This window comes from Flavobacterium lotistagni (assembly GCF_011392125.1).
Taxonomy (GTDB): domain Bacteria; phylum Bacteroidota; class Bacteroidia; order Flavobacteriales; family Flavobacteriaceae; genus Flavobacterium; species Flavobacterium lotistagni.
Window position 1 is genome coordinate 287,574 of record NZ_JAAJBU010000003.1, and the last position, 23,432, is coordinate 311,005.

General features: G+C 41.6%; 20 protein-coding genes. 16 read left to right on the plus strand and 4 right to left on the minus strand.

The window, feature by feature from the left end; genetic code table 11:
* The 13 genes from sov to G4D82_RS06045 all read left to right on the plus strand — a co-directional run bounded on the left by sov (window position 1) and on the right by G4D82_RS06045 (window position 16,398).
* Window positions 1-7,251, plus strand: coding sequence for a T9SS outer membrane translocon Sov/SprA (sov, locus tag G4D82_RS05985; protein WP_235924310.1), 7,251 nt, complete (start codon window positions 1-3; stop codon window positions 7,249-7,251).
* A gap of 62 nt (window positions 7,252-7,313) precedes the next feature.
* Window positions 7,314-7,694, plus strand: coding sequence for a glycine cleavage system protein GcvH (gene gcvH / locus G4D82_RS05990; RefSeq protein WP_166335553.1), 381 nt, complete (start codon window positions 7,314-7,316; stop codon window positions 7,692-7,694).
* Window positions 7,663-8,064 carry a VanZ family protein gene (locus G4D82_RS05995; protein WP_166335555.1) on the plus strand — a complete coding sequence of 134 codons (402 nt, stop codon included), beginning with the start codon at window positions 7,663-7,665 and terminating at the stop codon, window positions 8,062-8,064. The genes gcvH and G4D82_RS05995 overlap by 32 nt, the downstream gene beginning before the upstream one ends.
* 47 nt (window positions 8,065-8,111) lie before the next feature.
* The gene (gene deoC, locus G4D82_RS06000) at window positions 8,112-8,855 is read left to right on the plus strand and encodes a deoxyribose-phosphate aldolase (protein WP_166335557.1); all 744 of its coding nucleotides are present in this window, start codon (window positions 8,112-8,114) and stop codon (window positions 8,853-8,855) included.
* 15 nt (window positions 8,856-8,870) lie between these two features.
* Window positions 8,871-11,003, plus strand: a complete 2,133-nt coding sequence (locus G4D82_RS06005; protein WP_166335560.1) for an energy transducer TonB — start codon at window positions 8,871-8,873, stop codon at window positions 11,001-11,003.
* A 227-nt stretch (window positions 11,004-11,230) separates the two neighbouring features.
* Window positions 11,231-12,133, plus strand: a complete 903-nt coding sequence (gene cyoE, locus G4D82_RS06010; RefSeq protein WP_207788132.1) for a heme o synthase — start codon at window positions 11,231-11,233, stop codon at window positions 12,131-12,133.
* Complete coding sequence (locus G4D82_RS06015; protein WP_166335564.1) at window positions 12,133-12,723, plus strand: cytochrome c oxidase subunit 3; 591 nt, start codon at window positions 12,133-12,135, stop codon at window positions 12,721-12,723. The genes cyoE and G4D82_RS06015 overlap by 1 nt, the downstream gene beginning before the upstream one ends.
* A gap of 41 nt (window positions 12,724-12,764) precedes the next feature.
* A complete protein-coding gene (locus tag G4D82_RS06020) occupies window positions 12,765-13,793 on the plus strand; it encodes a cytochrome c oxidase subunit 3 (protein ID WP_166335566.1) in 1,029 nt (342 codons plus the stop codon).
* Between the two features lie 18 nt (window positions 13,794-13,811).
* On the plus strand, window positions 13,812-14,162 hold the full coding sequence (locus G4D82_RS06025; RefSeq protein WP_166335568.1) for a cytochrome C oxidase subunit IV family protein: 351 nt from the start codon (window positions 13,812-13,814) through the stop codon (window positions 14,160-14,162).
* Between the two features lie 79 nt (window positions 14,163-14,241).
* On the plus strand, window positions 14,242-14,880 hold the full coding sequence (locus G4D82_RS06030) for a hypothetical protein (RefSeq protein ID WP_166335570.1): 639 nt from the start codon (window positions 14,242-14,244) through the stop codon (window positions 14,878-14,880).
* Window positions 14,881-14,889: 9 nt separating this feature from the next.
* Complete coding sequence (locus tag G4D82_RS06035; protein WP_166335572.1) at window positions 14,890-15,576, plus strand: SCO family protein; 687 nt, start codon at window positions 14,890-14,892, stop codon at window positions 15,574-15,576.
* Window positions 15,576-16,148, plus strand: coding sequence for a DUF420 domain-containing protein (locus tag G4D82_RS06040; protein WP_166335574.1), 573 nt, complete (start codon window positions 15,576-15,578; stop codon window positions 16,146-16,148). The genes G4D82_RS06035 and G4D82_RS06040 overlap by 1 nt, the downstream gene beginning before the upstream one ends.
* Window positions 16,141-16,398, plus strand: coding sequence for a hypothetical protein (locus G4D82_RS06045; RefSeq protein WP_207788130.1), 258 nt, complete (start codon window positions 16,141-16,143; stop codon window positions 16,396-16,398). Before G4D82_RS06040 ends, G4D82_RS06045 begins: the two co-directional genes overlap by 8 nt.
* Here the strand turns inward: G4D82_RS06045 and G4D82_RS06050 are convergent.
* Complete coding sequence (locus G4D82_RS06050; protein WP_166335576.1) at window positions 16,395-17,789, minus strand: DUF4403 family protein; 1,395 nt, start codon at window positions 17,787-17,789, stop codon at window positions 16,395-16,397. The genes G4D82_RS06045 and G4D82_RS06050 overlap by 4 nt on opposite strands.
* Window positions 17,790-17,984: 195 nt before the next feature.
* Here G4D82_RS06050 and G4D82_RS06055 point away from each other — a divergent pair, with 195 nt between their 5' ends.
* From G4D82_RS06055 to tsaB, 3 genes are read left to right on the plus strand one after another with little or no spacing between them, the layout of a single operon-like run.
* A complete protein-coding gene (locus G4D82_RS06055; RefSeq protein ID WP_166335578.1) occupies window positions 17,985-19,343 on the plus strand; it encodes a TolC family protein in 1,359 nt (452 codons plus the stop codon).
* A gap of 10 nt (window positions 19,344-19,353) precedes the next feature.
* Entirely contained in the window at window positions 19,354-20,658 is a 1,305-nt protein-coding gene (locus tag G4D82_RS06060; RefSeq protein ID WP_166335580.1) for an efflux RND transporter periplasmic adaptor subunit, read from the plus strand.
* Entirely contained in the window at window positions 20,658-21,326 is a 669-nt protein-coding gene (gene tsaB / locus G4D82_RS06065) for a tRNA (adenosine(37)-N6)-threonylcarbamoyltransferase complex dimerization subunit type 1 TsaB (protein ID WP_166335582.1), read from the plus strand. The genes G4D82_RS06060 and tsaB overlap by 1 nt, the downstream gene beginning before the upstream one ends.
* 3 nt (window positions 21,327-21,329) lie before the next feature.
* On the opposite strand, the gene G4D82_RS06070 is transcribed toward tsaB, so the two are convergent.
* The 3 genes from G4D82_RS06070 to G4D82_RS06080 form a co-directional block, all read right to left on the minus strand.
* Window positions 21,330-22,028 carry a hypothetical protein gene (locus tag G4D82_RS06070; RefSeq protein WP_166335584.1) on the minus strand — a complete coding sequence of 233 codons (699 nt, stop codon included), beginning with the start codon at window positions 22,026-22,028 and terminating at the stop codon, window positions 21,330-21,332.
* Window positions 22,029-22,083: 55 nt separating this feature from the next.
* Complete coding sequence (locus G4D82_RS06075) at window positions 22,084-22,902, minus strand: mechanosensitive ion channel family protein (protein WP_166335586.1); 819 nt, start codon at window positions 22,900-22,902, stop codon at window positions 22,084-22,086.
* Between the two features lie 68 nt (window positions 22,903-22,970).
* Window positions 22,971-23,381, minus strand: a complete 411-nt coding sequence (locus G4D82_RS06080; RefSeq protein ID WP_166335588.1) for a hypothetical protein — start codon at window positions 23,379-23,381, stop codon at window positions 22,971-22,973.
* Window positions 23,382-23,432 lie beyond the last annotated feature (51 nt).

The window sequence follows — 23,432 nt, forward strand, 5'->3', positions numbered from 1 at the left end:
TTGAAAACACGATACATACAAAATAAATTATCGGTTCTTAAAATCAGTGTTTTTTTGCTGTTGCTGCTCAGCAGTGTCGGGCTTCGTGCGCAAGTAGATGAAGAAGTCACAGACAGTATCAAACCAGGTTATGCCACAGGAACTTTAACCCTTGATAATCCGCCGAGTATTTTAGATGCTTATACTTACGATCCGGTTACCGATAGATACGTTTATACCAACAGTGTAGACGGTTTCAACATCAATTACCCAATTATCCTTACTCCCAAAGAATACGAACAACTGATGCTTCGCGAATCGATGCGCAAGTACTTCAAAGAAAAGTCAGATGCCATCGACGGTAAAAAAGAAGGCTCTGAAGCGGCAAAGAAAAATTTACTGCCACGTTATTATGTGAATTCTGGTTTCTTCTCGTCTATTTTCGGGAGCAATACCATCGATGTAAAGCCCACCGGTTCGGTAGAAGTCGATCTCGGCGTGCGCCATACCAAACAAGACAACCCAGCTTTTTCGCCGCAAAACCGTTCCACTACTAACTTTGATTTTGACCAGCGCATCAGTATGAGTTTGATGGGAAAAGTAGGGACCCGACTCAAAGTGACGGCGAATTACGACACTGAATCGACTTTTTCTTTTCAAAACCAAATTAAACTAGAATATACGCCAGACGAAGACGATATCATTCAGAAAATCGAGGTCGGAAACGTAAGCCTTCCCCTGAGCAGTTCGCTGATTCGTGGTGCGCAAAGTTTATTCGGAGTTAAAGCCCAGCTACAATTCGGTAAAACGACCATTACCGGTATTTTCTCCGAGCAAAAATCACAAACTAAAACCGTTACGGCACAAGGCGGTGGAACCGTTCAAGATTTCGACCTTTTCGGATTGGAGTACGACAACGACAGGCACTTTTTCCTTTCACAGTATTTCAGAAACAAATACGATTCAGCTTTAAGGAGTTATCCATTCATCGACAGTCGGGTACAAATTACTCGTTTGGAAGTCTGGATTACCAACCGTCAGAACAGAGTCAATGGCACAAACAACAACCTTAGAAACATTGTCGCTTTGCAAGATTTGGGAGAAGCACAACTTACAGGTTATGAAAACAGCGAGATTATTTCCTTAGGGACTTTGCCTGCAGGTTTTTTCCGTAATCCTGTTGATTCTCCGGCAGACAACAAAAACAACTTGTACGATCCAGGTTTAATTGATGACGCTATTGGTGGCGCGGGTTATTTGAATTCGAATATTCGTGAAATTGCTACAGCAGGTTCAGGGTTCAATACCTTAACCGGCAGTTCTATCGCGCAATTAGAAGGTCTGGATTATTCCAAACTTGAAAATGCCCGAAAGCTGAATTCTAGTGAATATACATTTCACCCGCAGTTGGGTTATGTCTCTTTGCAGCAAAGACTATCTAATGACGAAATATTGGCTGTAGCTTATCAGTATACGGTCGGCGATCAGGTATACCAAGTAGGTGAATTCGGAAATGATGGAGTGGATGCTACCCAACCGGGTTCTTTCGATCCGAATACAGGCCAACCCCAAACTATTACCACGCAGTCATTGATTTTGAAAATGCTCAAAAGCAACCTGACCAATACCCAAAAGCCAGTGTGGAACTTGATGATGAAGAATATTTATCAAATTCCTGGTGCTTTCCAGTTGGAGCAGCAGGATTTTAGATTCAATATTTTGTATTCTGATCCTTCACCGATTAACTATATTTCTCCGGTAGCTGGTACGACTTTTCCTGATACACCCGGTAATAAAGTAACCGACACTCCTTTATTGAAGGTTTTCAATGTCGATCGATTGAATTTTGCCAACGATCCGCAAGCTGGCGGTGATGGTTTTTTCGATTTTATTCCAGGCATGACCGTTGACCAGCAAAATGGGCGGTTGATTTTTACCACAGTCGAACCTTTCGGAAAATTGATTTTTGACAAATTGAAAACACCTGGTTCAACCGAAACTTATAAAGATCCCACGACCTATAATGCCAACCAAAGAAAGTATGTTTTCCGGGCAATGTATACCGGAACTCAAGCTTCGGCACTTCAAGATACCGACAAAAACAAATACCAACTCCGTGGAAAATTCAAGTCTACCGGTGGCGACGGAATTCCGATTGGTGCTTTCAATGTTCCTAGAGGTTCGGTTGTAGTTACTGCTGGTGGACGAGTGCTCGTGGAAGGAATTGATTACAGCGTGAATTATCAAGCTGGCCGCGTACAGATTTTAGATCCTTCGTTGCAAGCGTCCAATACGCCGATTCAGGTTTCGGTGGAGAATAACTCTACTTTCGGACAACAAACCCGAAGATTCATGGGTTTTACCATCGATCATAAAATCTCAGAGAAATTCCTCATTGGTGCTACTTTCCTGAAAATGACCGAGCGTCCGCTGACTCAAAAATCCAGTTTCGGACAAGAATCAGTGAACAACACAATATTTGGGCTTAACACTACTTTTTCGACTGAAGTGCCTTTCTTTACTAGAATGGTCAACAAGCTGCCTTTTATCGATACCGATGTACCGTCGAATATTTCGTTCCGTGGAGAAGTCGCTTTCTTGAAGCCCGATACGCCCAAAGCAGATCGTTTTGACGGAGAGTCGACTATTTACGTAGATGACTTTGAAGGATCGCAAACCAATATTGATTTGCGTTCACCATTGTCATGGGCTTTGTCTTCAACACCAGCTATTGATACAGATGTGCAGACTACCGGCTCGCATCCGGAAACGCCCAGTCCTTTTGATTTCAATGAAGATTCTACCACATTGGAATATGGCCACAAACGCGCCAAGTTGAGTTGGTATACCATCGATCCAATCATTTACACCAAACCCGGAGGCATTAGCACTGACGACATTTCTTTGAACAGTACCCGTAGGATTTTTATTGATGAGTTGTATCCCGGAACCGACATTGCTGCTGGGCAAATCCAGATTGTCAACACCCTAGATTTAACGTATTACCCTAATGAACGCGGGCCTTACAACAATAGCACAACTGTTTCAGTGGCTCCGAGAGATAATTTTGGAGGAATCACTAGAGCTTTGAATTCGACCAACTTTGAGCAAGCCAACGTTGAATTTATTCAGTTTTGGGTCATGGATCCTTATGATGGCGTTGGAGCTACAAACAGTAACAATACAGGACGAATTTATTTCAATCTAGGCTCTATCTCTGAAGACATTCTCAAAGATGGGAAAAAACAATATGAAAATGGTTTACCCGAATCAGGTTCTAACACCTTAACCATAGATACTGAGTGGGGAAGAGTGCCTGCCGCCCAGTCGCTAATATACGCTTTCGATACCAATCAAGGCAATCGCGCGGTTCAAGATGCAGGTTTAGATGGTTTGGTTGATTCAGTAGAAGGAACCAAGTATACCAATTACGCTGGTGAGGCTGATCCTGCTGGGGATAATTATGAGTATTTTTTACAAGCTGGTGGCGATGTGATTGAGCGTTACAAGAATTATAACGGAACCCAAGGCAATTCGCCAGTTGACGTATCGGATAACAACAGAGGAAATTCCACCTTGCCTGATGTAGAGGATTTGAACCGCGACAACACTATGGATACGGTTCAGGCTTATTACGAGTACAGCATCGAGATGAAGCCGAATATTACTTTAGCCGATAAATTCGTGACCGATATCCGTGATGACGTCGCTTCAACACCTGGGGCGAGTCAGGAAAGCACACCCTACCGTTGGATTCAATATAAAATTCCTGTTTCTGAATGGGAACGTGCTATAGGAAGTATTAGTGATTTTACCTCGATTCGCTTTATCAGGATGTTCATGACCGGTTTTGAGAGTCCGATTACGGTGCGTTTCGGAGCCTTAGATTTGGTGCGTGGTGATTGGAGACGTTATACGAAATCACTCGATATTGCGGATACTGATTTGACTGATGACCCGACGGTATTTGAGGTACAATCGGTCAATATTCTAGAGAATGCCCAAACCAAGCATTATGTTTCACCTCCTGGTGTAGTTCGTGAGCAATTGTTTAACAACAATACGATTATCAATCAGAACGAACAATCTTTGGCTTTAAGGGTTTCTGGAACACAGGGCCTAGAAATAGGAGATTCGCGTGGAGTATTCAAAAACATCAACGTAGACATGCGCCAGTTCAAGAAACTCAAGATGTTCTTGCATGCTGAGGCACTTCAAAATGAAACTTTGAACGACGGTGAGATGGCAGCTTTTATCCGTTTCGGGAATGACTTTACTGAGAACTTTTATGAAGTGGAAATTCCGCTAAAAGTCACTTCGCCTGATGCCCGAAGAGCAGAAGATATTTGGCCTTCAGATAACAATATCAACTTAGAGTTGGAAGAGCTTACCAACCTAAAAATCAAAATGCGCAATGACGGACCTCTGGATCCTGGAGAAATCTATTATGATCCAACAGGCGCCAGACCCAATGGGCTCAAATTGGGCGTGCGCGGTAATCCAAACTTTGGTTTGGTTAGAAACTTAATGGTAGGCGTTAGAAACATTACCAACGAGGGAACTAACCCACGAACCATTAAAGGAGAAGTTTGGTTCAACGAGTTGCGTTTGGCAGAAATGGACAACAATGGAGGTATGGCCGCATTGGTGAATATCGATACCAACTTGGCAGATTTTGCCACCATTTCGGCTACCGGAAAAATGAGTACCATTGGTTTCGGAACTCTAGAGCAAGGCCCAAACGAACGCAGCCGTGAAGATGTGCAACAGTATAATATCGTCACTAATCTTAGTCTTGGCAAACTCATGCCTAAGAAATGGCACATCAATTTGCCGTTCAATTATGCCATCGGAGAGGAAACTATTACCCCACAATACGATCCATTCAATCAAGATATCAAACTCGAGAAGGTGCTCGACATTACCTCAGACCCGAATCTTAGAGCAGAATATAAAGACCGCGCAATTGATTATACCAAACGCAAAAGCATCAACTTTATCGGAGTCAAAAAAGAGCGTGCCCCTGAACAAAAGCAACGTATTTACGACCCTGAAAATTTGACTTTCTCGCATTCGTTCAATCAAGTGGAAAGACATAATTACGAAATTGAGAAGTTTTTAGATCAGACGGTCAACACTACTGTTGATTATACTTTCGCGTTCCAGCCCAAAGCCGTTGAGCCATTGAAAAACAACAAGTTCTTGAAGAAAAGTTCCTATTGGAAGTTACTTTCGGATTTTAATTTCAATTACTTGCCGACCAACATTTCATTCAGCACCAACATTATCAGACAATACAACAAACAGCAATTCCGTCAAGTGGATGTAGTAGGTTTGCCGCTGGATGCCTTGTACAGAAGGAACTATTTGTTCAACTACCAGTATGGTTTCAATTACAATTTGACCAAATCGTTGAAGATGAATTACACGGCTTCCTCAAGCAATATCGTTAGAAATTATCTCGATGAGAATGACCAACCAATCAACAGCGTTACCTTATATACGGATTATTGGAACACCGGAGAACCCAACAACCATACGCAACAATTCGTAGTAAACTATGACTTGCCGTTGAATAAACTGCCGTTTTTGAGTTTCGTTAAATCAACTTATTCTTATACCGGAGACTATCACTGGCAACGAAACACGACTGTTCTAGAAGGTTATAACTTAGGAAATACTATCCAAAATGCGAGTTCACACAAACTGAACACCGCTTTCAATATGGATTCGTTTTACAAGTATATTGGCCTGACCAAAAAAGCTGCTAAACCGGCGCCTAAACCAACGGCGCCACCAAAGCCTGGGCAGAAAGTGGTCAATACCAACAATGCTGCTGCGACTTCGAGTCGAAGTTTATTTATGGATGGCTTAATTGGTGTGCTTACCAGCGTGAAGACCATCAATTTGAACTATATTGAAAACAAAGGAACGGTGCTTCCCGGATTTACTCCAGGTTTGGGCTTTTTCGGTTCTTCCAAACCAACACTGGGATTCATTTTCGGTTCACAGGATGACATTCGCCAGCAATCGGCTTCCAGTGGATGGCTGACGACTTACCAAGATTTCAACCAAAGTTTTACCCAAGTGACCAGCCGCACCTTCAACTTCACGGCCAATATGGATTTGTTTCCGGATTTCAAAATTGATTTGAACGCCGACCGCACCTACGTAAGTAACTTTTCCGAGCAGTACGATGTAGATCCGATTACGGGCGCTTACAATTCTAGATCGCCATACACTTTTGGTAATTACTCCATATCGACAGTATTGATTAAAACCGCTTTTAGTCAGAGCGATGAGAATTATTCGGCTGCCTTCGAAGATTTCCGAAACAACCGTCTGATTATTGCCAACAGATTGGCTGAAAATTACTACGGCACTACAAATTTCCCGAGGTATGGAGGTCAGGGTTATGAAATTCCGGCCAATACCGACAACCCGAATTATGCCATTTATACAGCCAATCAAGGATTTCCAGTTGGTTTTGGCAAGAACAACCAAGCGGTATTAATTCCATCATTCTTGGCTGCTTATACCGGGTCGGATGCTTCAAGCACTTCGCTCAGAACTTTTAAAGATTTCCCAATTCCGAACTGGACCATCAAGTACACCGGATTGATGCGTTACAAATTTTTCAAAGACAATTTCAAAAGACTTTCGCTGCAACATGGCTATAAAGCGACTTATACGATTAACGCATTCCGTTCGAATTTTGAATACGACAAGAACCCAATCGGTACAGATGTAGGTGGAAATTATCTCAACAAAGTACTTATTTCCAATATTAATTTGGTCGAGCAATTCAGCCCGCTGATTCGTTTGGATTTCGAAATGAAAAACTCGGTCAAGATTTTGGCAGAAGTGAAAAAAGACCGTTCGATGTCATTGAGTTTTGACAACAATTTATTGACCGAAGTCAAAGGAGTCGATTATACTATTGGTTTGGGTTACCGAATCAAAGATGTAATTTTTTCCTCGAAGTTGGCAGACAACCCTACCGGAATTATCAAAAGTGATATTAACCTCAAATTGGATGCGTCTTACAGAAACAGCAAAACCATCGTACGTTATTTAGATTACGATAACAACCAACTTTCAGGCGGACAAAATATTTGGTCTTTGCGACTTGGTGCCGATTATGCTTTTAGTAAGAACTTAACCGTATTGTTCTTCTACGATCATTCGTTCTCTAAAGCCGTGATTTCGACTTCGTTCCCTACGACAAATATTCGTGCCGGATTTACGATGCGTTATAATTTCGGGAATTAATGTAAATAATTTTTAATCTCCAACAGAACTTATACCTTTGGAGCCTTTAATATCAATATAAAATGAATATACCAGCAAACCTAAAGTACACCAAGGATCACGAATGGATTTCTCTTGATGGAGATATCGCTACAGTGGGCATCACTGATTTTGCACAAAAAGAATTGGGCGATATTGTTTACGTAGAAGTTGAAACCGTTGACCAAACCCTTAACAAAGACGAAGTGTTCGGAACTGTTGAGGCGGTGAAAACAGTATCAGATCTTTTCTTGCCGGTAGCAGGCGAAATTGTCGAATTCAACGAAGCATTGGAAACCAATCCGGAAGTAGTAAACACAGATCCTTATGGAGCAGGTTGGATGGTGAAAGTGAAAGTGGCCAATGCGGCCGATATGGATCAATTGCTTTCGAGTGAAGATTACAAAGCCCTTATTGGAGCCTAAAGAGAAACCTTACTTGATTTCGGCAACAGCCTGGACGGTTTTTATCGCCATTCTTTGCTTGATGAATTCTAAAAGTTTGCCAAAGTTTGGTATTGGTTTTGGCGGTTTTGACAAGGTTGTTCATGTATTTTTACATTTTGTCTTTGCAGTTTTGTGGTCTGGTTATATTAAAGCCAGAGGCAAATACGAAATCAAACAAGCCTTTCAGGTTATTTTAGGTTCATTGCTGTACGGAGTCGCGATTGAAATAGCCCAAGCCTTGTTTACCACTTCGCGCAAGGCAGATATTGTAGATGTTTTTGCCAATACTTTCGGAGCCTTTCTCGCTATTGTCTTGCTATTGTCAATACAAAAAAGAATCAAAAATTAATTCATTAAAAAATATCCCGCAACCGTGGGATTTTTTATTTTTATGCCATGAATATCAAACAATACCTCGATTCAACTTATCTGAAAACCGCCGAACAAGCCGGTATTTCAGAAACCGAAAGCATCCAGATGGCGCGCCAGTTCATTCAAGAAGCCATTCACGAGCAATTCAAACTGATTATGATTCGCCCAGAGCGCGTCAAGCTTGCCAAAGAAATGGTACTTGAGGCGAAATCTTCGTTGCATATAGGAACTGTGATCGACTTTCCTGAAGGCAAATCTTCTTGGGCCAAAAAAATGAAAGAAGCCCAAAAGGCGATTGATGATGGCGCAGATGATTTGGACTTTGTTTGCAATTACAAAGCATTCCAAAAAGGCAATCTCGACTTGGTGAAAGAAGAAATCCTGAATTGCACGCGTTTGGGTTTGGAGCATCACAAAGTAGTCAAGTGGATTATTGAAGTGGCCGCATTGAGCCACCAACAGATTATACAACTTTCGACACTGATTAAGAATGTCGTGATGTCGAACTTCAAGGAAGATGCCTACAACAACGTGTACGTGAAATCTTCAACAGGTTTTTATGTTACCAAAAATGGCGAACCCAACGGAGCCACCGTAGAAACGATTATTATGATGCTCGAGAATGCCTCGCCATTAGCCATTAAAGCAGCCGGCGGTGTTCGTACGTATCAAGAAGCGGTCGAGATGATCCAACTCGGCGTGAAGAGAATCGGAACTTCGGGTGCGAAAGCCATTGCTGACGGAGAAATTTCTGAATCGGCTTACTAAACTAATTTTTCTCGAATGAAAAAAATATTTCCTTTATTCTTTTTGCTTTTTGGGTTGCTCAATTTGACTGCGCAAAACGTGGTTTCCAACAAGGCTACCAGCCCAATGTTTCCGGAGTGTAAAAATTTGAATGAGGCAGAATCGGCACATTGTTTCAACATTCACGTGCACGATTTTGTTTACCGCAATTTCCAAGTGCCGGAAGATTTGAAAACCTCAAATTATAAAGGAACGATCATGGTGTTGTTCGAAGTTACGGCCGAAGGCACTTTTAAAATAATTTACATTGATGCCAACGAGGAAAGACTTTCTAAAGAAACGACACGTGTTTTTGGGCAGTTACCGAAAATTGAACCGGCCACTTACAACGGAATTCCGACCTATTCAAAGTACAGTATAAAGATCGATGTCCCATTGAAAAGTGCTGCCGAGCTTGCCAAAGAAATCGAAGAAGCCCGTTTGGCTGATGCCCGAAACTATGTCAAAAATGCCGACAAGGAACTCAGCGAATACGATAACGTCACTTACCATAAATTCAACAACCCGAAGTTTCAGAGCAGTTTAGGTGTTCCGTTCTCACACAGCTACTATGCGCATTTCGATGCTGCAATGAACCAATTGGGTACGAACAATCACACGGCCGTGAAGCCTTATTCTTATGCCGAGGTTTCGCCGTATTTTGACTTTCGAAAAGAAAACGACGCGCTCAAAAAAGATAAAAAAGGTTGGTGGGGACGCAAACTTTTCAATGAAAACTTAATCGAGATCCAAGGTGACGGTTATTGGTTTGCTTTTAACCCCATTATTGATTTGCAACTCGGAAAAAGCAGTCCGAGTGAACTTAAATATACTTATTTGAATACCCGCGGAATCCAGTTTCAAGGCGGATTGGGGCGTCAGGTTACTTTCAGCACGACGATTTTTGAAACCCAAGGAAGATTTGCAGACTATTACAACCGATATGCAGAATCTATTCGTCCTTACGGCCCGGACTCAGATTTAGGTGATCCGGCGGTAATTCCGGGTGTCGGCATTGCTAAAAGGTTCAAAAAGGATGCTTACGATATGTCGATGGCAGAAGCCTACATTACTTATTCACCGAGTAAGATATTTACTTTTCAAGCAGGTTATGGCCGAAATTTCATCGGTGATGGTTATCGGTCTTTAATCACCACTGACGGTGTAAGTCCTTATCCGTTTTTCAAAATCAATACGAGCTTCTGGAAAATCAAGTATACCAATACCTATATGTTCTTGAAAGACATTCGCTCGGAAGTAATTGGTGAGAAAACCTACGCGACCAAATACATGGCGAACCATTATTTGAGCTGGAATGCCACTAAGCGCTTGAACATCGGGCTTTTCGAATCGGTGATTTGGGCCAACACCAACGGACGGGGGTTTGACATGAGTTTCTTCAACCCGATTGTGTTTTACCGTTCGGTGGAATTTGCATCTTCAGCACGAACCGGAAATGCACTGCTTGGTGCCACTTTCAAATACAAGTTTAACAACCAGCTCAACTGGTATGGGCAATTTCTGCTCGATGAGTTTTCGCTCGCCGAAGTGAAGAAATCCAACCAAAGTTGGAAAAACAAATACGGTTACCAGTTGGGCGTGAAGTATTTCAATGCCTTTAATGTGGAAAACCTGCTTTTGCAACTTGAATACAACCATGTGCGCCCTTATGTGTACTCGCACAGTGACCCACTGACCAACTACGGACACGCGAACCAGAACGTTGGGCATCAATGGGGCGGCAATTTTCGCGAGATGATTTTGGTGGCACGCTACCACAAAGGCCGTTATTTTGCTGATGCCAAATTCACTTATGGCGTGCGCGGACTCGATTTCAATACGGCAGCCGATAGTTTTAATTATGGCTCAAACATATACCGCAACTACAACGAACAGCGGCCTTATGATATTAAAGTAGTCATTGGTCAAGGAAACAAAACCACGGTGATGATTGCTGATATGCAAGCAGGCTATTTGGTCAATCCGCAAACCAACCTGAAACTTTTCGGCAGTTTGATTTACCGCAATTTCGACCCGTCACAGGAAACGCTAAGCACGTTTAAAGAAAGTACCACTTGGTTTTCTTTGGGCTTGCGCTGTGATATTTTCAACTGGTATTACGATTACTAGCGATTTGCCCTAGCCCTGATCGCAACGGCATCCTTTTGTGGCGGCAGTTATTTTATTGCTTTCCCCTGAGTTGATAGCCACAAAAGATAGAGTGAAGAGCAGGTTCCCGGCTTCTGAAAAAACTCAGAAAAAATCGTAGGCGGGCGGTGATTTTTATGAGTTGTTTTTTTGTCAAATCCTTTTTGATAAAGTACATTTGCAGCAGTTTTGAAAAACCACTGATTTCCTTGAACGCAACTGCAAATCCTGTTTCTGTAAAGTCTGTAACGACCGATTTTCTTGAGATTACCAAGGCGCGGCTTGCGGTGAGTGTGGTTTTTTCCTCGCTGGCAGGTTTTATGCTCGGCGTGGCAGATTTCGAACATGACTTTTGGCTCGTGCTTTTGAAGCTCGCAGTGGGCGGATATTGCATGGTGGGCGCATCGAATGCTTACAACCAAGTAATTGAAAAAGACCTCGATGCCCTGATGGATCGTACCAAAAATAGGCCGGTTCCTTCAGGCAGAATGACCACAGGCACTGCGTTGACAATCGCTACCTTACTTACCATTTTAGGGATTGGCATTTTGTATACCATCAACCCGAAGACGGCGATGTTTGGCGCGATTTCGATTTTTTTGTATACCAGTGTTTATACGCCGCTCAAAACCATGACGCCGCTATCGGTATTTGTGGGTGCGTTTCCAGGAGCCATTCCTTTTATGCTGGGTTGGGTGGCCGCGACCGGTAATTTTGGAATTGAGGCGGGCACTTTGTTTCTGATTCAATTTTTTTGGCAGTTTCCGCACTTTTGGGCCATCGGTTGGTTTTTGTATGACGATTACGCCAAGGCCGGATTTTTCATGTTGCCTTCTGGAAAAAAAGACAAATCCACCGCTTTGCAAATTTTGCTCTACACAATTTGGCTGATTATCGCTTCGTTGCTGCCGGTTTTGGGTTATACAGGCGATTTATGGATTAGCCCAATTAGCGCAGTGATTGTGCTGCTTTTAGGTTTGTGGATGTTGTTCTACGCGGTAAAGCTTTACAAAGCCAGAACAGCTCAGGCGGCGAGAACGCTGATGTTGGTGAGCGTTTCCTATATTACCTTGTTGCAAATTGTATATATCATCGATAAATTCTTAAGATAATGACACCCGATAAAATGACACCCGAGGAAGAGAAGGCCAGAAGCGAACGGTCGTTTAAGTTATTGTTATTGTTTGCTATGCTCAGTATGACAATGATGTTTGCGGGCTTGACCAGTGCTTTCGTAGTGAGTAAATCGCGTGCTGACTGGCTCAAGAATTTCCAGATGCCGACCGCTTTTTTCATTAGCACCGCGGTGATTATTGGTTGCAGTATTACTTTTCATTTGGCGAAAAAAGCCATCCAGAAAGACAACCGCAGCGCGACATCCGGTTATTTGTGGGCTACTTTGGCACTCGGAATTTTATTTGTTTTCTTGCAATTCAGGGGTTTTGGAGAAGTAATCGCAATGGGTTATTATTTTACCGGAACTGCGAGTAATATCACAACAACTTTCTTGTATGTGGTGACGGTTGCCCATTTGGCGCACCTTGCGGGCGGATTGATTTCGCTTTTGATTATAATTTATAATCATTTTAAACAAAAATACAATTCAGGTCAAACCCTTGGAATAGAGCTAGGTGCGATGTACTGGCATTTTCTGGATTTATTGTGGGTTTATTTGTTTTTATTTTTATATTTCTTTAAATAAGAAAAAAATGTAAATTTGGGAACTTTTTAACGAATAACTTTATGGGAGCGACAGTTACTACTGCAAACACTGAAGAGAAGACTTGGGGCGGCGGAAATGAGCCACTCGGAGCGAGTTACGGCAAATTGATGATGTGGTTTTTCATCGTATCGGATGCCTTGACTTTTTCCGGATTTTTGGGGGCTTACGGCTTTTCAAGATTTAAGTTTATTGAAACTTGGCCATTGCCAGACGAGGTTTTTACTCACTTCCCATTTATGCACGGGGTTTCAGCGCCGATGTACTATGTAGCGTTGATGACTTTTATCCTGATTTTCTCGTCGGTAACGATGGTGTTGGCGGTAGATGCCGGGCATCACATGAACCGCAGCAAAGTTGCTTTTTACATGTTTTTGACCATCATTGGCGGTTTGATTTTCGTTGGCTCACAAGCTTGGGAGTGGAAGAATTTCATCCACGGTGAGTATGGTGCAATTGAAACCAAAGGAGGAAGCTTGTTGCAATTCGTTGACAATACCGGTAAAAGGGTCAAGCTTGAAGATTTTGCGGTAGTACTTCCAGAAGAAAGGGAGCAACTCGAACGCAACAAAGGGAAATGGTTCATGAGTGAGCCGGCTTTGCCTACCTATTCTGTTGCCGAAGTTCAGGCTGGGTTCAAGGCGCACCCTGAAATTTTAGTAAGAACTGAAGTAATCTACAAAGACGACAAAGCGACCAAAGCAGACGCTACTATCGATCACACGCTAAGCAAGCCGAAACACAAAACTGTACTAACAAGAGCAGAATCTGAGAAAAGATTGGCCAATGCTCATTTAGTAGTCGAAGGTGCCAACTTAGTGAGAAACGAATACGGCAGCAAACTCTTCGCAGATTTCTTCTTCTTTATCACTGGTTTCCACGGATTCCACGTTTTCTCTGGAGTGGTAATCAATATCATTATTTTCTTCAACGTTTTACTAGGAACTTACGATAAGAGAAGAACATACGAAATGGTAGAGAAAGTCGGTTTATACTGGCACTTCGTAGACTTAGTTTGGGTATTCGTATTTACCGTTTTCTATCTTGTTTAATCTATTTAAGCTATCATTATGTCACACGAGCACGCATCAAATACCAAAAGAATCTGGTTTGTTTTCGGATTGCTATCAGTAGTCACCACAGTAGAAGTTATCCTTGGAATTACCAAGCCTGCTGCTTTACACGATAACTTGCTTTTAGGAATGAACCTGCTAAATTGGATTTTCTATATTTTGACTATTTTCAAAGCTTATTATATTGTTTGGGCTTTCATGCACATGGAAGGAGAAACTCCAGGGCTTAGATGGTCGGTAGTAGCAACAGTAGTTTTTCTAGTAATTTACTTGCTTTTTATATTGCTCATCGAAGGAGATTACATTTTTGAAGTGTTCAAAGATTCTACAATAAAATGGAATTTTTAACAACATATTAATTCGCTGAAAAGGGTACGCATTGCGTGCCTTTTTTTATTTTTGTAACGGTTTTGTCAGATACCGCACAATGAAAAAAAACCTAATCCTTTTTATATTATTTGTCTTGCCAATTGTGGCCTATTTGTTCTTTGCCACAGGTGTCAACAGTTTTATTTTTTTGCCTACTGTGACACCGTCAGTTCCTGATATTGGGCATTGGAAATCACTCGATGGGCAGCCGGTCTCGCTCAATAAGAAAATTACTATTCTAGGCTTTACGGGCGATAATATTTTGACGCACAAGGGCAATTATTTCAACTTGAATCAAAAAATTTACAATAAAAACCGAGACTTCAAAGATTTCCAGTTTGTCATGATTGCTCCAGAAGGCACGCAGGACGAGGTTAAGCAAATCCTGAACAGCTTGAAAGATTTAACCAACACTTCAAAATGGTTATTTGTGTTTGCGCCCACCAATGAAATTCAGGATTTTTACAATACATTAAAACTCAAAGGAAAACTCGATGCACATTTTGGAACCGAGAATGTCTTTATCATCGATAAAAAACGCAACCTGCGCGGCCGCAAAGACAAAGACCAATACAAAGAAGGTTACAACGCCGCGTCGCCGTCCGATTTATATAACGAAATGACCGACGATGTCAAGGTAATTTTGGCTGAATACCGTTTGGCTCTCAAGAAAAACAACGCAGACCGTCAAATATAAATTATTGTTATGCTCAAAAACAAATCCTACATCTGGGTGTCGCTCATCGTTTTATTGTTCGGCATTTACGCCGTCCCGAAAATCATCGATCGTATTAAAAATGGTGACGTGGTGAAAGGCGAACGCTTAGATACTGTTAGTGGTAACCAATCCGGAGCCGATAAATTGCAAACGATTGGCCCAGCGCCTAAATTTGAACTTACAGACCAAAACGGAAAGAAAATTTCTAATACCAATTACAAAGGAAAGGTCTATGTACTAGAATTTTTCTTTTCGACTTGCCCATCAATTTGCCCAATCATGAACCGAAGCATGCTCGATATAGAGCAGCAGTTTTTTGGCAATCCGAATTTTGGCATTGTTTCTATTACCATTGACCCTGAGCACGATACTTCCGAAGTGTTGAAAACGCACGCTGAATCCTTAGGTGTAAAATCTTCCAATTGGCATTTCTTAACGGGCGACAAAAAGTACATTTACGATTTAGCCAACAAGGGTTTTAATTTATATGCCGGTGAGAACAAGAAAGCCAGTGGTGGTTTTGAACACTCCGGTCTTTTTGCCCTGATTGATAAAGAAGGAAACATCCGTTGTCGTAAAGACGATTACGGAAATCCAATTTTATATTATGATGGATTAGAAAAAACCGGCGTAAAGGCCATCAAACAAGACATTGCAATTTTATTAAAAGAATAATGAAAAACAATACAGAAATACAGTCGCCATTGGCATCCGAAGGTTCGCTCGAGCAAAAATTCAATAAGTTCATCATTGCCGTGTCAGTATTGATTCCGGTAGTCGTTGCAGTTTTGTTCAGCGTAAAGTTGGATGATTTTGGTATCAAAACAGAGCCACTTACTTTTCTTCCGCCGATTTACGCTACAATCAACGGCATTACGGCTATTGTTCTTGTGGTTGCGGTGAGGGCTATAAAAAACGGCAACCGCAAGCTTCACGAAAAACTAATGACATTGGCTATCGCACTTTCAGTGATGTTTTTGGTAATGTATGTTGCTTACCACATGACTTCGGAGTCGACCAAATTTGGCGGTGAAGGCATTATTCGCTATGTGTATTTCTTCTTGTTGATATCACACATTTTACTCTCTATAGCCGTAATTCCTTTGGTGTTGATTAGTTATGTTCGAGCATTGGCAGAACGTTTTGATCGCCACAAAAAGATTGCGAAAATCACTTTCCCGATTTGGTTGTATGTAGCGGTAACGGGCGTTATTGTTTATTTGATGATTGCCCCATATTATGTATAAAAAAGCCGTGTTCGGAATTCCAAAATCGATAAAGGTTCGACAGCTTTTATTGGGAACTTTTATATTCTTGATTGGGATTTCTTCTTACGGACAATGCGCCATGTGCCGGGCTGCGCTTGAAGGTGAAGGCAATATAAAAAAAGCAGAAGCAGTCAATGACGGAATTGTTTACCTGATGATGATTCCTTACATTTTGGTTGGAGCCATCGGTATTTTCATTTTCCGGATGTACCGCAAGCGCAAATCCTAGAACCCGTCCACTGAAACGGAAACATCGCCGGCTACTTTTACAAAGGCAATAATGGCTTTGTTGGTGAGTTGGATGCGCTGAAAATCGATTCCTTTCAAACTGCCGTTAACAAACACGCCGGGCATCGGAGAGTAATTCTTCAGGTACTTTTGCATACTGGCTTTTCCTTCGTCTAAATTGGGCTGGATCGAATAGCGGCAACTTTGCTGGATTTTCTTCAAGATATAGCCTTGTGCCAACCAATTGGCAGTTTTCATCAAACGGCTTTTGGTGTCGAGCACATAATTCAAATCATCGAAATAGACTTCTTTAGTAGTATCGTTATACTGAGGAAAACCACTGAGGTAAATTCGCCCGTTAACGCTTCCCAGTACATCGAGCGCGATAATCATTTTATTGTCTTTGTGCCAAATTCCGACGTTTTGTACCGTGATTTTTTTACTGCCCGATGCGAATTCCTGCCCGGCGAAATTTTTGGTCATGATCTTCGAAGCTTGCTCATAGGTCGATACTGCGACGATGTTTGCCGTAACGTGCTCCGGCATCGATTGTACAGCTTTGAGCAAGATTTTATTGCGGTCGAAACGATTCTCAGGTTTGGGCCCGATCAAAGTTTCCATAGAACATTTGAGCCCCATTTCAAAAGCGACGGCATTCGGTTGTAATTTTGAGTCGGTTACATATAATTCCTGCGGCACGACCCTGAGCCAACTTTCGTAGTTTTCATTCATCTGAAATGGCGTACAGATTTTTTCTAAAGCGTCGAGTACGTTCGGTTTGAAATCCATCGATTGGGCTATGGCGGCATCAATGCTTTTTTCGATTTTGGTTTTAAACAGACTGATGGCCGGATTAATCAAGTAGGTAATCGGCACCGCTTTTCCTAGCACGGTCACACTCGGACTTTCGTTCCAGTTCAGCGATTTGAATTCGGTATTGGTGTTGATTTTCCAGTTCGTCAGATGCACCTCGCTGAGCAAATTCACATTGCCATTAAAGTTGAATTCTTTTACGTTGTAAAGGTCGATGCCTAATTTGTTTGTGCCGATGCGATATTTTACCAGTGCTTTAAGCGGTAATACTGTTTTTATTTTGCCGTTCGTTTGTTCTAAAGTAATCGGTGCCAGTTTCCAGATTTTGACCTCGAGGTCATCGTCGTTGATGTTGTTGTCTTCGTAGATTAGCCCGTTGAGTGTTTTGTTGGTTTGGTTCTCAATATCTTTGAGTTTGATTTTTACCGGAATGTTGATGTAAGAAACCGCATTGTCATACAACAAAGGAGAAGCATCGTCCGGTTCGGGTTTTAACGCTTCGATTTTTTGAGTGCTGCTGCAACTGCTGATTATCAAAATCAAGAATAGTAATAATAAGGAACGCAAACCGATAGTCATTGTATAGAGAATTAGTGTCGCAAAATTAGTCAAAGCGGATTATTTGCAGGTGGTTTGTAACAAAAAATATTGGCTGCGGTCTAACGGCTTTGTTTTGGTATCGATGCAAAACCATCCACGATTATTTTTTGACCAAAAAGTAAGATTAAAATTAAAATTGTACAGTACCTTTGTCACTCTTTGAACCCATTTAGCATGAAGAAAATCATCAGTTTTGTCTTTGTCGTTTCCTTATCGGTTCAAGCCCAATCGAAAAAATGGACACTGCAAGAATGTGTGCAATACGCATTAGAGCACAACATCAGCATTAAGCAAAGCCAGCTAGATTCGCAAAGTGCCGATATTGAAAAAAGTGCCGCCGTCAGTAATTTTCTACCGGGTATTGGAGCCAGTGCTTCTCATTCTTGGAACATCGGATTGAATACCAACATCGTCACCAATACTCTAGAGAATCAAACTACACAATTTACTTCTGCGGGTTTAGATGCCGGAATCGATATCTACAAAGGCCTTCAAAACCAAAATACTTTTCGCAAAGCCAAACTTTCACAATTGGCCGCTCAGTACAAACTTTCCAAAATGCGTGACGACATTGCTTTGAATGTAGCCAATGCTTACCTACAGATTTTGTTCAACATGGAAAACATCAAAGTACAGCGCGAGCAACTTTCACTTGATGAAAAACAAATGGTCCGTACTCAGGAGTTAGTCAATGCCGGCTCGATTCCTAGTGGCGATTTGTTAGATATCAAGGCGACTGTTGCCACTGACCAACAACGCGTAATAGCCGGTGAAAATACTTTACTCATCTCAAAATTAAGCTTGGCCCAATTGCTCCAGCTTAAAGATTTTCGCGATTTCGACGTGGCCGATCCGGATTACGACGCCAAACAAAGTGAAGTCATGTTTCAAACGCCAGAAGCCATTTACGATAAAGCGAAACAAGAACGCGTCGAGGTAAAGATTGCCCAAACCAATCTCGCCATTTCAGAAAAAGATGTTCAAATCAGTAAAGGTGCTTATCAGCCTACTTTAAAAGGGTTTTATTCTTTCAACACTAGGATTTCTTATGCCGAAATTCCAAAATTCGACAATGCGGGAAATTTCCTTGGTTACGGTAATGCAGCTCCATTTTTTAATCAGTTCAGCGACAATAAAGGCCACAATTTCGGAGTACAACTTAGTGTTCCGATTTTCTACGGATTTGCCACACGCAATAATGTTTCAAGATCAAAAGTTGCTTTGGAACGCAGCAAGATAGCCCTTTCACAAGCAGAATTAGATTTAGAGCGGAGTGTTTTTACCGCGTACACTGATGCCAAAGGTGCTTACAAAGCTTATGAAGCCGCGCTCACTTCACTTCAGGCCCGCGAAGGTGCTTTCAATTACGCCAAAGAACGTTATGCCGTTGGTATGATGAATGCCTTTGATTTCAGTCAAGCCCAAAGTTTATATGCCAACGCCCAATCCGAAGTGTTGCGCACCAAATACGATTATATTTTCAAAACCAAGGTGGTCGAATTTTATTTTGGCGTTCCCGTGGTAATTAAATAAAAACCAGATTATGTCAAAGAAAACTACTTATTTTCTAGTCGGAGCTGCCTTAGTTTTGGTGGTGGTATTGATAGTGCTGTCAAAAAAAGGAATTATCGGCAACAAAGAAAACATCGTTGAAGTTGAGGTGGCTCGCGCTGATACGATGACCATTGTTGAAACGGTTTCGGCTACGGGAAAAATCCAGCCGGAAATAGAAGTTAAAATTTCATCGGAAGTTTCTGGCGAAATCATCGCACTGCCCATCAAAGAAGGACAAGTAGTCAAGAAAGGCGATTTGCTAGTGCGAATTAACCCAGATTTGTATACATCGGGTTATAACAGAACCATCGCAGGATTATCACAAACTAAAGCAGGTTTAAGTCAAGCCGATGCTGCTTTTCGCGAAGCCAAGGCGAATTACGATCGCAGTAAAACCTTGTTCGAGAAAGGCATTATCTCAAAATCAGATTGGGACAAAGCCGTTTCCGCCTACGAAAGCGCGCAAGCCAATAAACAATCGGCCTATTACAATGTAAAAAGTGCGTCGGCTACGGTGAATGAAGCGAAAGACAACCTCGGAAGAACCACCATTTATGCACCGGCAGACGGAACGATTTCGATGCTGAACGTAGAACTTGGCGAACGTGTGCTGGGAACGCAACAAATGACCGGAACCGAGCTTTTGCGCGTGGCGAATCTTAATAACATGGAAGTCGAAGTAGATGTGAACGAAAACGACATCGTAAAAATCAACGTCGGCGATTCGGCCAGAGTAGAAGTGGATGCTTACTTAAAGAAGAAATTCCGCGGCGTGGTCACTAGTATTTCGAATTCGGCCAGTACTGCTTTAACCGCTGATCAAGTGACCAATTTCAAAGTCAAAGTCAGAATTTTGAAGGAATCTTATCAGGAATTATTGATGGGCAAGCCGGCGAGCTATTCGCCTTTCCGTCCTGGAATGACCGCGACAGTTGATATTATTACCCAGCGAAAGGAAAAGGTACTCGGAATTCCAATCAGTGCTGTAGTAGTCAAATCAGACACCACAGCAGTTAAGAAGCTGGGCGTAGAAGATCCAAATTCTGAGGAAAATAAAGTCAAGCCCAAAAGCGATAAGAAATACGAATGTGTTTTCGTAAAAGTAGGCGATAAATCTAAAATCCGCATTATCAAAACCGGTATTCAAGACGACACCAATATTGAAGTCACCCAAGGCATACAAAAAGGCGACGTCATTATTACTGGCCCATATACCACCGTAGCCAAAGATTTAAATTCAGGCGATAAAGTCAAAATTGCCGACAAGAAAAATTCAACCGAACCCAAAAAATAATGGCACTGATTCTCAATATTGAAACGTCCACTAAGAACTGTTCTGTTTCTATATCGCAAAATGGGCAAACCTTGCTTTGCAAAGAAGTAGCCGAGTCGGGTTATTCGCACGCCGAAAAATTGCATGTATTTATTGAAGAACTCTTACTGGGCTTGCAACTCAACTATAAAGATTTAAACGCAATTGCCGTGAGTCAAGGCCCGGGTTCTTATACAGGTTTGCGCATTGGTGTTTCTGCTGCGAAAGGGTTGTGTTATGCGCTCAATATTCCGCTAATTACGGTGGATACTCTCGAGGTTTTGGCCCGAAGAATTCAGGTTTCGGAAGGATTCATTATCCCAATGATTGATGCCCGCAGAATGGAAGCTTATACTGCGGTTTTTAATTCGAACTACGAGAAAGTTAGGGAAACCCAGGCCCAGATTATTGAAGCAAATTCGTTTGAAACGCTTTCTGGGTCAATATATTTATTGGGCGATGGAGCCTCTAAATGCCGGGAAATTCTTAACCAAGAAGATTTGCACTTCAAAGACGATATTCTTTATCCATCGGCTAGTGAAATGGCCTTGCTGAGCTATGCGAAATTCCAGCAAAACGACTTTGTAGATGTGGCTTATTTCGAGCCCTATTACCTCAAAGATTTCATGACAACAACGCCTAAAAAGTAAGATTTACTGCGCTAAGAAGTTAATGATTTTGATGCGGTCGGCTTCGAGGTCGAAATCAATTTTGTTGTCTTTCACAAAAGTTTCGATTGCTTCTTTCTTGTCTGGAAACAATTTGAAAAGTTGTTTTTTTGATTCAGGGAAATCAGAAATATTTCCGTTTCCGTCTTTCAAATAGTAATAATCTTTTTCTTTGTTGTATCTCGGCGGCATGTCTTTCTCCAAAGTAGTTTTAGCTTTTTTTCCAGCATAATAAGAAGTCCATTCTCTTTTATACAAACCGAAAGAGGATTTTTGATACAATTCAATCAAGTAGCCTTTTTTAGGTTTCTCGGAGTTAGGAGAATAAGTAACCAACTTGTATTTTTTATTGGTTCCTAAAATAGTGATGTTGCTGAAATCGTCAATTTTATCCAGAACTAAGGTGTCATTTTTCGGGGTGATGAATTCAAATTCGTCTGCATAATTATTGTACCGCATGAAATACTTCTGAGCGACATTGTCCACCTTGGCTTGAGCAAACATCAGTTGGTGATAGGGTGAACCCAGTATTTTCTCTTGCGAATTTTTAGGGTTTCTAAACACTTTTCCTGCACCTTGCCTCAAAATTACGGCATCAAGATTCGTGTCGTTTACATTAATTTGCGCCATTGAAGTCATGGCAAAAAATAAAATGTGAATTAGGGCGGTTATGTGTTTTTTCATAAGAAGAGTTTTAAGTTGGTAAATAAAATTGCTGATAATCCACATTCTCGATATTTTATTTCGAATTTTCTCTTACAAAAGGTTGATAATCGATTTTTGACTCATCGAAAGCGATTTTGCAATCTTCGAAAATGGCGGCACAAACATCTCCAAAATCTTCATTGGCACACCAAGCCCGAATAGCCAGTTTAATTCCTGTGTCAGTCATTTCTCGAACGGTAACTGTAGCTTCTGGATGCTTGTGAATCATAGGATTAGAAGCTAAGATTTTGGTGATAATATCTTTGGCTTCTTTAATATTGGTTTCATAAGAAATACCGATGGTCAAATCCGTGCGTCGCGTTTTTTGCTGCGAATAGTTGATAATGGTTCCATTAGATAAAGCACCGTTAGGTACAAAAATCACTTGGTTGTTGGCCGTGAGCAATTGCGTGACAAAAATTTGAATGTCAATCACCATTCCTGAAACACCTTGGGCTTCGATGGTATCGCCAAGCTTGAAAGGTTTGAACAAAATAATCAGTACACCGCCGGCGAAATTCGAGAGCGAGCCTTGCAAAGACAAACCGATGGCCAAACCCGCGGCACCTAAAATGGTCAGAAATGACGAAGATTCAACCCCAAGTTTTGAAATTACTGCGATGAACAACAAAATTCTTAATCCCCAGAAAATAATGTCTGATAAAAATTCGATTAAAGTGGGTTCTACTTCGCGGCGCACCATGATTTTTCGGGTAATGGTGGTAATAAAACGAATGGCCCAAATCCCGATGACGAGCATCAGTAAAGCGGCGACCAGCTTGGGCGCGTAGTCTATTAATACTTTAGTAAAAGAAGCGGCGTATTGGTCGATAAGGTCTATTTTTAAATCCATTTTGAGTAATAAAAAACCTTCCCAAATTGAGAAGGTATAACTGGTGCAAAAATAACTTTTTCTATGATTTAATCGGCATCTTCCTCGATTCTGTTGGCCGTATTTTCAGTTTTTTGTTGGGCTTCTTCCGAACCGTCATCCATGAGGTGATTTACTTTGTCTTTGGCTGAATCGACTGTGTCTGCGATTTTTTCTTTGGCTTGGTCTACATACTCGTCGACTTTATCCATCAATGGAGCCGCTTTTTCTTTGACCGATTCGATAATATCGCCGACCACTTCACCGGCTTTGTCTGAATATTCGCTGGCTTTTTCTTGGGCCATTTCTGCGTATTCTTCGGCTTTTTCTAAAATTGGAGCCGCGGCTTCTTTGGCTTTATCGACCGCTGAGTCTACAAAATCATTGGCTTTGTCAGTTACTTTTTCGCCCGCTTTTTCAGACGAGCCAAATAAATTCTTAAAAAATGATCCTAATCCCATGGTTTGTTTTTTTATGGTTAACGTTCAAATGTACAAAAAAATAGAAGCGAT

Bases quoted from the DNA above. Each gene is read 5' to 3' on its own strand.
- G4D82_RS06035 (WP_166335572.1), top strand. From the start codon at position 14,890: ATGCTCAAAAACAAATCCTACATCTGGGTGTCGCTCATCGTTTTATTG.
- deoC (WP_166335557.1), top strand. From the start codon at position 8,112: ATGAATATCAAACAATACCTCGATTCAACTTATCTGAAAACCGCCGAA.
- G4D82_RS06020 (WP_166335566.1), top strand. From the start codon at position 12,765: ATGGGAGCGACAGTTACTACTGCAAACACTGAAGAGAAGACTTGGGGC.
- G4D82_RS06055 (WP_166335578.1), top strand. From the start codon at position 17,985: ATGAAGAAAATCATCAGTTTTGTCTTTGTCGTTTCCTTATCGGTTCAA.
- G4D82_RS06075 (WP_166335586.1), bottom strand. From the start codon at position 22,902: ATGGATTTAAAAATAGACCTTATCGACCAATACGCCGCTTCTTTTACT.
- G4D82_RS06080 (WP_166335588.1), bottom strand. From the start codon at position 23,381: ATGGGATTAGGATCATTTTTTAAGAATTTATTTGGCTCGTCTGAAAAA.
- G4D82_RS06025 (WP_166335568.1), top strand. From the start codon at position 13,812: ATGTCACACGAGCACGCATCAAATACCAAAAGAATCTGGTTTGTTTTC.
- G4D82_RS06005 (WP_166335560.1), top strand. From the start codon at position 8,871: ATGAAAAAAATATTTCCTTTATTCTTTTTGCTTTTTGGGTTGCTCAAT.
- G4D82_RS06050 (WP_166335576.1), bottom strand. From the start codon at position 17,789: ATGACTATCGGTTTGCGTTCCTTATTATTACTATTCTTGATTTTGATA.
- G4D82_RS06060 (WP_166335580.1), top strand. From the start codon at position 19,354: ATGTCAAAGAAAACTACTTATTTTCTAGTCGGAGCTGCCTTAGTTTTG.
- G4D82_RS06070 (WP_166335584.1), bottom strand. From the start codon at position 22,028: ATGAAAAAACACATAACCGCCCTAATTCACATTTTATTTTTTGCCATG.
- G4D82_RS06040 (WP_166335574.1), top strand. From the start codon at position 15,576: ATGAAAAACAATACAGAAATACAGTCGCCATTGGCATCCGAAGGTTCG.
- gcvH (WP_166335553.1), top strand. From the start codon at position 7,314: ATGAATATACCAGCAAACCTAAAGTACACCAAGGATCACGAATGGATT.
- G4D82_RS06045 (WP_207788130.1), top strand. From the start codon at position 16,141: ATGTATAAAAAAGCCGTGTTCGGAATTCCAAAATCGATAAAGGTTCGA.
- tsaB (WP_166335582.1), top strand. From the start codon at position 20,658: ATGGCACTGATTCTCAATATTGAAACGTCCACTAAGAACTGTTCTGTT.
- G4D82_RS06030 (WP_166335570.1), top strand. From the start codon at position 14,242: ATGAAAAAAAACCTAATCCTTTTTATATTATTTGTCTTGCCAATTGTG.
- G4D82_RS06015 (WP_166335564.1), top strand. From the start codon at position 12,133: ATGACACCCGATAAAATGACACCCGAGGAAGAGAAGGCCAGAAGCGAA.